Source organism: Formosa bonchosmolovskayae (assembly GCF_051016085.1).
Lineage (GTDB): Bacteria > Bacteroidota > Bacteroidia > Flavobacteriales > Flavobacteriaceae > Formosa.
In genome coordinates, this window is sequence record NZ_CP174605.1 from 2,785,201 (window position 1) to 2,797,295 (window position 12,095).

Here is a 12,095-nt window from a genome sequence, read left to right on the forward strand (position 1 = left end):
GTACATGTCAAAAGTTAACATTGATTTGCATTCTGCTCTTAAAGAACATTTTGGATTTAACGCATTTAAAGGGTTACAAGAATCTGTTATAGAAAGCCTTCTAGACGGCAAAAATACATTTGTTATTATGCCAACAGGAGGAGGTAAATCTTTATGCTATCAGCTTCCCGCATTAATGCAAGAAGGGACAGCGATTATTGTGTCTCCCTTAATCGCACTAATGAAAAACCAAGTAGATGCCATTCGTGGGATCTCTAACGAAGAAGGTATTGCGCACGTTTTAAACTCTTCGCTTAATAAAACAGAAATAAAACGTGTTAAACAGGATATAGTCGATGGCGTTACAAAATTATTGTATGTCGCTCCAGAATCTTTAACTAAAGAAGAAAATGTAGAATTCTTACGTTCTGTTAAAATTTCTTTTATGGCTATCGATGAAGCCCATTGTATTAGTGAATGGGGTCACGACTTTAGACCAGAATACAGAAACTTAAGACACATTATACAACGTATAGACGATACTATTCCGATAATAGGATTAACAGCAACGGCTACACCTAAAGTACAAGAGGATATTCTTAAAAATTTGGGAATTCATGATGCCGTTACTTTTAAAGCATCGTTTAACCGACCTAATTTATATTACGAAGTACGTCCAAAAACAAAACAAGTAGATAGCGACATTATCCGGTTTGTAAAACAAAACGAAGGAAAATCAGGTATAATTTACTGTTTAAGTAGAAAGCGTGTCGAGGAACTAGCACAAGTGCTTCAGGTTAATGGTGTAAAGGCATTGCCTTATCATGCAGGTTTAGATGCTAAAACACGTGTAAAACATCAAGACATGTTTCTAATGGAAGATGTAGATGTTATTGTGGCCACGATAGCTTTCGGAATGGGAATAGATAAACCAGATGTACGTTTTGTAATTCATCACGATATTCCAAAAAGTATAGAAAGTTATTACCAAGAAACGGGGCGTGCGGGCCGAGATGGAGGAGAAGGCCATTGTTTAGCTTATTATTCTTATAAGGATATAGAGAAGCTAGAGAAGTTTATGTCTGGGAAACCGGTTGCCGAGCAAGAAATTGGTCATGCATTGTTGCAAGAAGTTGTAGCATTCGCAGAAACGTCTATTTCTAGACGAAAATTTATTCTTCATTATTTTGGTGAAGAATATGATAATGAAACGGGTGAAGGTGGCGATATGGATGACAATGTACGTTATCCAAAGAAGCAAACAGAAGCGCAGGACGACGCCGTTCTATTACTAAAAACAGTTAGTAAAACGAAGGAAAAATATAAGTCTAAAGATTTAGTGAGTGTTGTTATTGGTAAAACCAATGCCTTAATTAAATCTCATAAAACAGACGATCAGCCATTTTTCGGATTAGGAAAACATCAAGAAGATAAATATTGGATGGCTCTTTTACGTCAGGTATTGGTGGCCGGATATTTAAAGAAAGATATTGAAACCTACGGGGTATTAAAAATTACGGAAGCAGGTAAAGCATTTATAAAATCGCCTAGCTCGTTTATGATGACAGAAGATCATATTTTTAATAGCGAGCAAGAAGCGAAAGCCACTAATATTACTAAAGCAGGTGGTGCAGGAACAGATCAAGCACTAATGCGTATGCTTAAAGATTTGCGAAAATCTAATGCTAAAAAATTAGGGGTTCCACCTTTCGTTATTTTTCAAGATCCTTCATTGGAAGATATGGCTTTAAAATACCCGATGACGGTTGCCGAATTATCTAATGTGCACGGTGTAGGAGAGGGAAAAGCCAAGAAATATGGGTCGGATTTTGTTAATTTAATAGCAAAATATGTCGAAGATAACGACATTATGCGTCCAGACGATTTGGTCGTGAAGTCTACAGGGATGAATTCCGCTTTAAAATTATATATTATTCAGAATATAGATCGGAAATTACCATTAGACGATATCGCTTCTGCGAAAGGTATGGAAATGGGAGACTTTATTAAGGAAATGGAAGCTATCGTGTTTTCTGGTACAAAGTTAAATTTGGATTACTGGATCGACGATATTTTAGACGAAGATCAGCAAGAAGAAATTCATGACTATTTCATGGAATCTGAAACAGATAAAATTGACTTAGCTATTGAAGAATTTGATGGCGATTACGACGATGAAGAATTACGTTTATATCGTATTAAATTTATTAGCGAAGTGGCAAATTAGTAGTTAAATTGGTTTAATATTTAATTGAAAAGAGCCTCGTTTACGAAAGTAAACGAGGCTCTTTTATAATAAATCTAAAATTTATGTTATTTGAAGTTTGAATAACATTCGGTTGCAATCTCTAATTCTTCATTAGTAGGAACAATTAATATTTTAGTTTTAGAGTTGGCTGTATTAATGCTTCTAATATGAGGTAAACGCTCGGCATTTAATTCTTGATCTAAATGTATCCCAAAATAATCCATTTGATCGCAAATCATTTTTCTAATCGTAGAACTGTTTTCTCCAATACCAGCAGTAAATATGATGGCATCAAGTCCGTTTAAAGCAGCTGTGTAGGCTCCAATAAATTTCTTAACGCGATACGCATTCATTTCTAAGGCTAAAATACAATCTTTATTACCTTGTTCTGCTTGCGCTTCAATATCACGCAAGTCACTGTAACCTGTTAAACCAAGCATACCACTTTCCTTAGAAAGAATAGTGATAATTTCTTCTTTAGTGTAATTGTATTTATCCATTAAGAAAAAGATAACAGATTGGTCTATGGCACCACTACGTGTTCCCATAATTAATCCATCATTTGGTCCGAATCCTAAAGTGTGATCTAAACTTTTTCCATTCTGAACAGCTGTCATGCTACAACCATTTCCTAAGTGAATAGAAATTAATTTAGCATCTGGTTTATCTAAAAATTCAACTGCACGATCGGTAACGTATTTATGAGACAACCCATGAAATCCGTAAACACGTACATTATCTTCGGTTAAAAATTTATTAGAGATCGCATATTTATAAGCTACAGCTGGTAATGATTGATGAAAAGCCGTATCGAAAAGCGCAATTTGTTTCGATTTTGTAAATATTTTTTCAGCAACTTCAATACCATCTAAATTTGGTGGATTGTGAAGTGGAGCTAATAAAATAAGATCACGGATTTTATCTTTAATTTCTTGAGTGACTTCTACAGGATCAGAGAATTTTTTTCCACCATGAACCACACGGTGACCAACAAGGTCTATTTCTGCAACGTCTTTAATTACACCTGTTTTTTCATCCATTAACATTTTAGCTACTTGAGCTAAACCTGTAGCGTGGTTAGGGATAGGTAACGTTAAAGAGATTTTGTCTTTTTGATCTTTATAATGAATAGCGCCATCTTCTAAGCCAATACGTTCAACCAGTCCTGATGCGACTACAGTTTCTGAAGGCATCTCGATAAGTTGAAACTTAATAGAGGAACTACCAGAGTTTATAACAAGAATTTTCATGAGTTTGTTTTATATATAGTTTTATAATAGTTGTTAAATTCCTTGAGCTTGAATGGCAGTTAAAATTACCGTGTTAAAGATATCGTCTACAGTACATCCACGACTTAAATCGTTAACAGGTTTGTTTAAACCTTGTAACATTGGTCCGATAGCTAATGCTCCAGTTTCTCTTTGTACCGCTTTGTAGGTGTTGTTTCCTGTGTTTAAGTCAGGGAAAATAAGTACAGTAGCTTGTCCAGCAACTTCAGAACCTGGCATTTTACTCTGCCCCACTTTTAAGTCTACAGCGGCATCATATTGAATAGGTCCTTCAATTTTTAACTCAGGACATTGTGCTCTTACAATTTCTGTAGCTTCTCTTACTTTATCTACATCTTCTCCTTTTCCAGAAGATCCAGATGAGTATGATAACATGGCAATACGTGGCTCAATACCAAAGGCCTCTGAGCTTCTAGCAGAAGAAATTGCAATCTCTGCTAACTGGGCAGCGTTTGGATTTGGGTTAATAGCACAATCACCAAATACAGAAACACGATCGTCTAAACACATGAAGAATACAGACGATACTATAGAGCATTCCGGTTTAGTTTTTATGAATTGTAATGCAGGTAAAATAGTATGTCCTGTAGTGTTTACGGCTCCAGAAACCATACCATCGGCGTCATTTTTATAAATCATCATGGTTCCGAAGTAAGACACATCGTTCATAATGTCTCTTGCCATATCCATGTTTACATTTTTATGTTTACGTAACTCGTAAAAGGTTTCAACGTAATCTTCAAATCCTTCGTAATCTGAAGGGAAAATGACTTTTGTTTTATTGTAATCTAAAGTCAACCCAAGTTCGGTTACTCTTTCTTTAATCTCTTTAGGGTTTCCTAAAAGAATAATATCGACTAAATCTAACACTTCTAAACGCGCAGCAGCCGTTAAAATACGTGGGTCTGATGCTTCTGGTAAAACAATGCGTTTTTTAGCTTTACGTGCTTTTTCAATTAAATTGTATTGAAACATACGTGGCGTAGTCACTTTGTTTTCGAAAGATGTTAGTTTTTCTAGTAAGCGGTCTGCTTGTATATGTTTTTGGAACGTTTCTAAAGATGTTAAAATCTTAGTTTTACTTTCAGCATAGATATTAGACTTAATATTTCCAATTCTATGGGTTGTATTAAATGTACCGTCGTTTACAGAGATAATAGGAACTACAGTTGTTAATCCATCGATTAACTTTAATATAGATGGTTCTGGAACAATTCCACCAGTTAAAATAATACCAGAAATATTAGGGTAATTACTAGATAAGTGTGCTTGAAGTGATCCTAAAATTAAATCGGCACGATCGCCAGGTGTAATCACTACCGAACCTTCACGTAAATGTGTTAAAAAATTACGCAATTGCATGGCACCCACAGCAAATTTTCCAGATAAGTTACCTAAATGCTCCGCTCCAAAAAGCACTTCACCGTTTAAGGTTTCTTTAATCTCCTTCATGGTAGGAGACGCTAAAGATTTTACCATCGGGATAGTCGAAAAATCTACAGTCTCTGGTAAGAATGCTCTCACCGAATTTTGAATAATTTCTACGTTTTCAGGCTGAATTTTATTCGCTACTAGAGCTATAACTTCTACATCGTGACTTTTAAATGTTTTATAAGCCATTTCTGCACTGCTAGTAAAATCTTCTAAGGATTTGTCTTGAGCCGTACTTACAATAACAGCAGGTAACCCTAAGTTTTTAGCGATGTTTACGTTCCAATCAAATTCAAAAACAGTACCTTCACCTTGGAAGTCTGTACCTTCCACTAGAATAAAATCATACTTTTCTTCTAGTGCTTTATATTTCTTAATGATTAAGTCTAATGAATCTCCAATTTTTCCAGCATTTCTATTCTGTACGATTTCATTTCTAGTTAATGCATACGTTTCTATATAAGGAATGTCTAGGTTAAAATGAGAAAGTAATGTATCTATATGATTGTCTCGTTTATCGCCATCTTCTTTGTCGATAATTGGCCTGAAATAGGCAACCTTAGCCGTTTTTCCTAATAAGTTTTGCATTAACCCTAAAGAAATAATCGATTTACCACTATTGGGTTCTAGAGTGGCAATATAAAGTCCTTTACTCATTTTCAGTTTTAATTTGTTTTTTTGCGAAATTAATGATTTTCAGAGTTTTAATGAGATATAAAGTTATTAAAAGTTACTTATTCCTTTTTAATTCTAAAAATCTTTGCAAATTTCTAGTTTTTATACCGATTAGCAACTGATTATTATCATGTTTTAGAAATTAATTCGAAGTAAGTTTTTAACAGTATGATAACGGCTATAGTAGTTTTTATTAGTAAATCATTTTTCTATATTTGCACTTTAATAAAATAGAAACAAATGCAAGACGGATTATACGCGAAATTTAATACTACAAAAGGTTCAGTTTTAGTAGCCTTAGAATTTCAAAAGACGCCGGGAACGGTAGGGAATTTTGTTGCTTTAGCAGAAGGTAATTTAGAAAATTCAGTTAAAAAACAAGGAACCCCTTATTACGACGGATTAAAATTTCACCGTGTTATACCAGATTTTATGGTTCAAGGAGGATGTCCGTTAGGAACAGGAACTGGTGATGCAGGATATAAATTTGATGATGAATTTCATCCAGAATTAAAGCACGACCGTCCAGGTATTCTTTCTATGGCTAATGCAGGTCCTGGAACAAATGGAAGTCAGTTTTTTATCACACACGTAGAGACGCCTTGGTTGGATAATGCACACACTGTTTTTGGACACGTGGTTGAAGGTCAAGATGTGGTAGATGCTATTGCTCAAGGTGATAGTATAGAAACTTTAGAAATTATTAGAGTTGGTGCAGAAGCAGAAGCTTTTAATGCTGTTGAAGCGTTTAGAACTTTTGAAGGATCTCGTGAAAAGCGTTTGGCAGAAGCTAAAGCAGAGCAAGATGCAGCTTTAGATAAAATTGCAGCAGGTTTTAGTAAAACAGATAGTGGTTTACGTTACCAAATTTTACAAGCTTCTAAAAGCGGTAAAAAAGCAAAATCAGGACAAACAGTTTCTGTACATTATAAAGGACAATTACAAGACGGGACCGTTTTCGATTCTTCTTACAAGCGTAAAGAACCAATCGAATTTCCAGTTGGAGTTGGTCAAGTCATCGCAGGATGGGACGAAGGAATCTTATTGTTAGAAGTAGGAGACAAAGCGAGATTAGTAATTCCTAGCGATTTAGGATATGGTTCTCGTGGAGCAGGAGGAGTAATTCCTCCAGATGCTACACTTATTTTTGATGTAGAATTAATCGAAGTTAAATAACATTTTCATTCCCTTAAAATATGCTAAAAGCTGTCTGAAAAGACAGCTTTTTTTATGTCTAGTTTTTAGGTATTCTTTAAAAAATGAGTATTTTCATTCTCTTAAACCACCATGTGATGAAACTAACTTTAACCACTTTATGCTTATGTTTAGGGTTTTTAGCCTTTGCTCAAGACCCCTTTTTAACGGTAACTTCTAAAGACTCCGTTGGAGATATTCCACGATTTAAAAGTAGTTTAGGCGTAAATATGAAACTAAATGGATATTTAGATGTGTACGGCGGATTAAATGATAGTGAGACATTTAACGTCGGATTAATAAATGTATTTGGTACCGACGATACCAAAAGTTTACATGTAGATATGTATCAAACGCAATTAAAGTTTAGTACTACTTATATTCAAAAAGATGGTAGTGTTATTACGGCAGTAGTCGAATCTGATTTTTGGGGAGGAGACGGCAGAATTCGTTTGAGAAAAGCATATGTAGAAACCACACATTGGCAAGTTGGACAAAACTGGAATAACTTTGGAGACGAAAGTATTTGGCCTAATATAATGGAATGGGAGGGACCACCTTCAGGAATTTGGTTAAGAACGCCTCATATAAAATATATGAATACGTTTAAGAATCCCAATTGGATGTACGAAGCGAGTATAGAAGCGCCTATTGCAACCAGTTTTGCTTACGAAGAGTTTCAGCCTTTAATAGATGAGGTCGATCAAATTACACCAGATTTAACTTTTTCTGTAAAATATAAGCGGGAATGGGGGCACTTAAGAATGTCTTCGGTGTTAAGACATGTACGTTATAAGCTAGATGAAAAAATTAACAGCTTTACTGGCTATGGTTTTACGTTTAGTGGAATTTATAAACCCAAAAGAAATAATTTCCAATTTCAGATTGTTGGCGGAAAAGGTATTTCGGCTTATTTAACTACAGTGGCAGGAAATGGCTACGACGGATATCCAGCAACTGGAAATGAGTTTAATGCAACTCCAGCTATGGGAGGATGGGCCTCTTACGAATATTATATCACGAATAAACTACATACAAATGCTGTATTAGGTTTTACACATTTTAATTTAAAGGACTCAGACCGCTTTATTGTGACTCAGGATGTAAATAATGATGTGGCTTTTTTAAGAGGTGATTTTATTCATCAGCATTATTACGGGATTTTTAATGTTATGTACGATGCTTACGATAGAATGACGGTTGGTTTAGAATTGGATTACGGAGTAAAGGATTTAGATATTTCTGGAGAAGTCAACCAAATTGCAGGTGAAATTGATCAAAGTCGTGACGCTATGCGTATTAGTTTCGGATTTATGTATTACTTTTAGAATATTGAACACAGACAAACAAACCTATAATAACCATGAAAACTAGAGACCAACAATTAAAATATCCGATAGGGCAATTTAAGTGTCCAGAACATATAACAGGAAAGCATCTCGATAATTGGATCGCTGTTTTAGAAGAATTTCCTAATCGGTTAAAGGCTTTGGTTAACCCGTTAACCGATTTTCAATTAGATACCGAATATCGTCCGGGAGGGTGGACTATTAGACAATTAGTACACCATATTGCCGATAGTCACCACCACAGCTATACCCGTTTTAAATGGAGCTTAACCGAAGATAATCCAATAATTAAAGCGTACGATCAAGACGATTGGTCTAATTTAGACGATGCCATTAAAGCACCGGTAAGTATGTCTTTAATGCATATAGAGGCGGTACATAAACGCCTAGTGTATCTTTTAAAATCTTTGAACGATAAAGATTTAAACCGTAGTTTTATACATCCTGAAACAAATAAAACGGTTGTCTTAAAAGAAAATATTGGTATGTATGCTTGGCACAGCAGTCATCATTTTGCACATATTGTTTCTGCCTTAGAACATAAAGGTTGGGCTAAGCTTTAGACCATTTTATATTACAACCAATACTAGGTTTTTGGACATTTAAATTATCTTCTTTGTTTAAGATACAATCTAACGCGTGACGTATATCCTGACCTGTAACGGCTATAGCATTTCCTGGTCTCGAATCGTCTAATTGGCCACGATATTTTAACGTTAATTCGGAATCGAATACAAAAAAGTCGGGTGTACAGGCTGCATTGTATGCACGAGCTACAGATTGAGTCTCGTCGAATAAATAAGGGAAAATATAGCCTTCTCTTTTGGCAACCAATTTCATTTTATCTGGAGCATCCTGCGGATAGTTTTTTATATCATTACTGGAGATCGCGATACAATTCACACCTTTCTGCTTATAGTCTTTTGCTAATTGCACAAGTTGAGCATTTACATGTATTACAAAAGGACAGTGATTACAGATAAAAAATATAACGGTAGCCTGTTCTCCTTTAAGCGTGTTTAAAGATAAATTTTTATCAGATATCGTGTCTTTTAATGTGAAATCTGGAGCTTTGGTGCCTAAAGGCATCATGTTAGAAAGTGTATCGGACATAATTCTGTTTTTATCAAAGTTCGTAATTATTTGTACTTTTAAAAAATGAAACCAACTATTATTTTTGAAGACTTTAATCTTGTCGATTTACGCGTCGGAACTATTTTAGAAGTTCGCGAATTTCCTGAAGCGCGAAAACCGGCATATCAGCTCACCATCGATTTTGGCGATTTGGGTATTAAAAAAACCTCTGCGCAAATCACTACGCTATATACTAAAAGTGAGTTATTAAACAGACAAATTGTAGCCGTTGTAAATTTTCCAAGAAAGCAAATCGCTAAATTTATGAGCGAGTGTTTAATTATGGGGGCCGTTGCAGGTAAGGATGTGATGTTACTACGTCCGGAGCAACAGGTTAAAAACGGAACGTCTGTGCTATAATTCATACCAGATATAGATGTCGTACACGTAAATTTCGATAATCATGCCATTTGGGTCTTGAACATAGCTTTAGCCAGTTATGTTTGGCGTCGCCCTAGGCATTTCTGTAAACGACTTTAATACAGTATTAAAAGAGAGAAAAGTCGTGTTCGTGGGCGTATTATCTCAGTTCTTTGTATCACCTTTTTATTGATACTTCTAGTGCAACCTAAACCGAGTATCGCTTTAGGAACGATGCTTGTTGCGATATGTACAGGTGGTAATATTTCTAATTTTATAACACATTTAGCGAAGGGAAATGTGGCTTTGTCGGTGAGTTTAACCGCTATTTCTACGAGTATGGCTTTAATCATGACACCGTTTAATTTTTAGTTATATGGTAATTTATACGAATCTACTTCTCACTTATTAACAAAAGTGGCATTAAATCCCAAGGATTTACTAGAGGTGGTACTTCTTATTTTGGGGATACCTCTGTTTTTAGGAATGGGTGTTAGGTCTTTTAAACCTGATCTGGCTATAAAACTTTCTGAATTACTTAAACCATTTTCTATACTTGTATTTGTAATTATTGTTATTATTGCGTTCTCTAAAAATATAGATGTTTTTAAAGCCTATATATTCAAGGTCTTGTTTCTAGGAATTGGCCATAATATTATGGCATTGGCTTTAGGTTTTTATGTCGCTAAGGATTTAAGCTGTCTTTTATAAACCAGAAAACCATAGCAATTGAGACCAGTATCCAAAATTCTGGACTGGGTTCGATTTTAATATTTACGTTTTTTAACGGGCTAGGAGGAATGGCCCTTATTGCGGCTTTTTGGGGCATCTGGCATATTATTTCAGGATTATTTTTAGCTTTATATTGGTCCAAACTAACTAAAGGGATACATGACATTAAAACAGTTTAAGTTACAGTGCGTTAAAGGATATATTGCTTTGGGTTTATTTTTTTATTATAAAAAGATAAGCGTTAATGGGCAGGAATTTATTCCTCGAACAAAACCTGTTTTATTATTATCGAATCATCAAAACGGACTACTTGATCCGTTAATTATTGCCACGCATTCTAGTCGTTTTGCTTATTACTTAACGCGAGCGGCGGTATTTCAGAGACCATTTATTTCAAAATTATTAAGAGGTTTGAATATGCTTCCCGTGTATCGGGTTAGAGATGGGTGGCAGACAATAACGAATAATAATGCCATATTCGAAACCTGTAAAGGTCTTTTGAAAAATGAAGAAGCGATTGTTATTTTTCCAGAAGGGAGTCATAATTTGAATAGAAAAGTTCGTCCCTTAAGTAAAGGTTTTACTCGTATCGTTCTAGATACTTTAGAATCTTATCCGGATTTAGATTTACAATTATTACCTGTCGGGGTAAATTATCAAAATGCATTGTCTTTCGCAGATAGTATGTCGCTTAACATAGGGAAACCAATAGATGTCAAGCACTATAAAGGCTTGGAGAAAGCAGAAGCGGTTAATGCCTTAAAGCGTGATTTACAAAAGGAAATTCAACTACTAACAACGCATATTGAATCTGATTATGATGTGGTTGCACAGGAACTGGACAAAAATAACGCCGATTTTTTAAATCCTAAGGCTGTAAATCACTTTTTAGCACACGATGAAAAAATTTCAGGTTTTACAAAAAATACGTCCGTTTTAGAACCTGTGGGTTTAATTTTTAAAAGCCTTTTAAAAATTGTTTTGTTACCGGTGTATATGCTTTGGAAATTGCTATTACAACCTAAAATAAAAGAGAAAGAATTTACGGGAACGTTTAGGTTTGCTATCGGATTGACTGTTGTGCCGCTTTGGATTCTTATTTTGGTGCTAATTATTGCCTTTAATCTAGGTTGGTTTATGGCGGTAAACGTTTTAATAGGAATACTTGGTTTGGCGCTTTGTGCGGTTAAATTATAGCTAGAATCGAGACATAAAAAAAACCGTTACAAGGGTAACGGTCTAGTTTGTGTTTATTTTAAATCCGATTAAATATCATCAAAACTAATATCTGTGAATTTTACGGCAGAATCATGAGCTATTTCAACAACTTCCTCTTGATTATCCTCGTATTCTTTTTTGAAATCTTTTTGATGACGTTCACTAATTACTTCATCTCCTTTTTCATCAATAATATAATCTGTCATTTCGTTTAAAATATCTCTAAACTCAGAAAAATCTTCTTTGTATAAATATATCTTATGTTTTTTGTAGTGGTACGACCCGTCGTCGTTTGTGAATTTTTTACTTTCAGTAATTGTTAAATAATAATCCCCTGCTTTTGTAGCTCTAACATCAAAAAAATATGTTCGTCTCCCTGCTCTTAATACTTTAGAAAAAATCTCCTCTTTCTCCATCATGTCCTTACTATCCATACTCATATTTACTATTAATAAGATTTAAATTGTTTAATTTAAGTTGTTAAAA

At 34.7% G+C, this 12,095-nt stretch carries 10 protein-coding genes and 1 pseudogene; 7 read left to right on the forward strand and 4 right to left on the reverse strand.

Going from position 1 to position 12,095, the window contains the following annotated elements; all coding sequences use genetic code 11:
- Positions 1-4 precede the first annotated feature (4 nt).
- Positions 5-2,206 (forward strand): DNA helicase RecQ, encoded by a 2,202-nt coding sequence (gene recQ / locus ACKC83_RS11725; RefSeq protein ID WP_434035635.1) that lies wholly within the window; start codon positions 5-7, stop codon positions 2,204-2,206.
- A gap of 86 nt (positions 2,207-2,292) precedes the next feature.
- Here recQ and ACKC83_RS11730 read toward each other — a convergent pair whose 3' ends face one another.
- Positions 2,293-3,477, reverse strand: coding sequence for an acetate/propionate family kinase (locus tag ACKC83_RS11730; protein ID WP_434035636.1), 1,185 nt, complete (start codon positions 3,475-3,477; stop codon positions 2,293-2,295).
- 33 nt (positions 3,478-3,510) lie between these two features.
- A complete protein-coding gene (gene pta, locus ACKC83_RS11735) occupies positions 3,511-5,604 on the reverse strand; it encodes a phosphate acetyltransferase (RefSeq protein WP_434035637.1) in 2,094 nt (697 codons plus the stop codon).
- Positions 5,605-5,862: 258 nt separating this feature from the next.
- On the opposite strand from pta, the gene ACKC83_RS11740 reads away from it, so the two are divergent.
- The 3 genes from ACKC83_RS11740 (at position 5,863) to ACKC83_RS11750 (ending at position 8,728) form a co-directional block, all read left to right on the forward strand.
- A complete protein-coding gene (locus ACKC83_RS11740) occupies positions 5,863-6,798 on the forward strand; it encodes a peptidylprolyl isomerase (RefSeq protein ID WP_434035638.1) in 936 nt (311 codons plus the stop codon).
- 116 nt (positions 6,799-6,914) lie between these two features.
- Complete coding sequence (locus tag ACKC83_RS11745) at positions 6,915-8,144, forward strand: hypothetical protein (protein WP_414036903.1); 1,230 nt, start codon at positions 6,915-6,917, stop codon at positions 8,142-8,144.
- A 35-nt stretch (positions 8,145-8,179) separates the two neighbouring features.
- Positions 8,180-8,728, forward strand: a complete 549-nt coding sequence (locus ACKC83_RS11750) for a YfiT family bacillithiol transferase (protein WP_434035639.1) — start codon at positions 8,180-8,182, stop codon at positions 8,726-8,728.
- On the opposite strand, the gene ACKC83_RS11755 is transcribed toward ACKC83_RS11750, so the two are convergent.
- Positions 8,718-9,278 (reverse strand): thioredoxin family protein, encoded by a 561-nt coding sequence (locus ACKC83_RS11755; RefSeq protein ID WP_434035640.1) that lies wholly within the window; start codon positions 9,276-9,278, stop codon positions 8,718-8,720. The genes ACKC83_RS11750 and ACKC83_RS11755 overlap by 11 nt on opposite strands.
- Before the next feature lie 45 nt (positions 9,279-9,323).
- On the opposite strand from ACKC83_RS11755, the gene ACKC83_RS11760 reads away from it, so the two are divergent.
- The 3 genes and pseudogenes from ACKC83_RS11760 (at position 9,324) to ACKC83_RS11770 (ending at position 11,588) form a co-directional block, all read left to right on the forward strand.
- Positions 9,324-9,659 (forward strand): tRNA-binding protein, encoded by a 336-nt coding sequence (locus tag ACKC83_RS11760; RefSeq protein ID WP_434035641.1) that lies wholly within the window; start codon positions 9,324-9,326, stop codon positions 9,657-9,659.
- 79 nt (positions 9,660-9,738) lie between these two features.
- A pseudogene (locus ACKC83_RS11765) lies at positions 9,739-10,370 on the forward strand (bile acid:sodium symporter family protein).
- Between the two features lie 180 nt (positions 10,371-10,550).
- Positions 10,551-11,588 carry a 1-acyl-sn-glycerol-3-phosphate acyltransferase gene (locus ACKC83_RS11770; RefSeq protein ID WP_434035642.1) on the forward strand — a complete coding sequence of 346 codons (1,038 nt, stop codon included), beginning with the start codon at positions 10,551-10,553 and terminating at the stop codon, positions 11,586-11,588.
- Positions 11,589-11,656: 68 nt separating this feature from the next.
- Here the strand turns inward: ACKC83_RS11770 and ACKC83_RS11775 are convergent, their stop codons facing one another.
- A complete protein-coding gene (locus ACKC83_RS11775) occupies positions 11,657-12,043 on the reverse strand; it encodes a PUR family DNA/RNA-binding protein (protein ID WP_414036898.1) in 387 nt (128 codons plus the stop codon).
- Positions 12,044-12,095 lie beyond the last annotated feature (52 nt).

Excerpts from the sequence above, each read along its gene's own strand:
- recQ (WP_434035635.1), top strand. The coding sequence starts at position 5 with ATGTCAAAAGTTAACATTGATTTGCATTCTGCTCTTAAAGAACATTTT.
- ACKC83_RS11730 (WP_434035636.1), bottom strand. The coding sequence starts at position 3,477 with ATGAAAATTCTTGTTATAAACTCTGGTAGTTCCTCTATTAAGTTTCAA.
- pta (WP_434035637.1), bottom strand. The coding sequence starts at position 5,604 with ATGAGTAAAGGACTTTATATTGCCACTCTAGAACCCAATAGTGGTAAA.
- ACKC83_RS11740 (WP_434035638.1), top strand. The coding sequence starts at position 5,863 with ATGCAAGACGGATTATACGCGAAATTTAATACTACAAAAGGTTCAGTT.
- ACKC83_RS11745 (WP_414036903.1), top strand. The coding sequence starts at position 6,915 with ATGAAACTAACTTTAACCACTTTATGCTTATGTTTAGGGTTTTTAGCC.
- ACKC83_RS11750 (WP_434035639.1), top strand. The coding sequence starts at position 8,180 with ATGAAAACTAGAGACCAACAATTAAAATATCCGATAGGGCAATTTAAG.
- ACKC83_RS11755 (WP_434035640.1), bottom strand. The coding sequence starts at position 9,278 with ATGTCCGATACACTTTCTAACATGATGCCTTTAGGCACCAAAGCTCCA.
- ACKC83_RS11760 (WP_434035641.1), top strand. The coding sequence starts at position 9,324 with ATGAAACCAACTATTATTTTTGAAGACTTTAATCTTGTCGATTTACGC.
- ACKC83_RS11770 (WP_434035642.1), top strand. The coding sequence starts at position 10,551 with ATGACATTAAAACAGTTTAAGTTACAGTGCGTTAAAGGATATATTGCT.
- ACKC83_RS11775 (WP_414036898.1), bottom strand. The coding sequence starts at position 12,043 with ATGGATAGTAAGGACATGATGGAGAAAGAGGAGATTTTTTCTAAAGTA.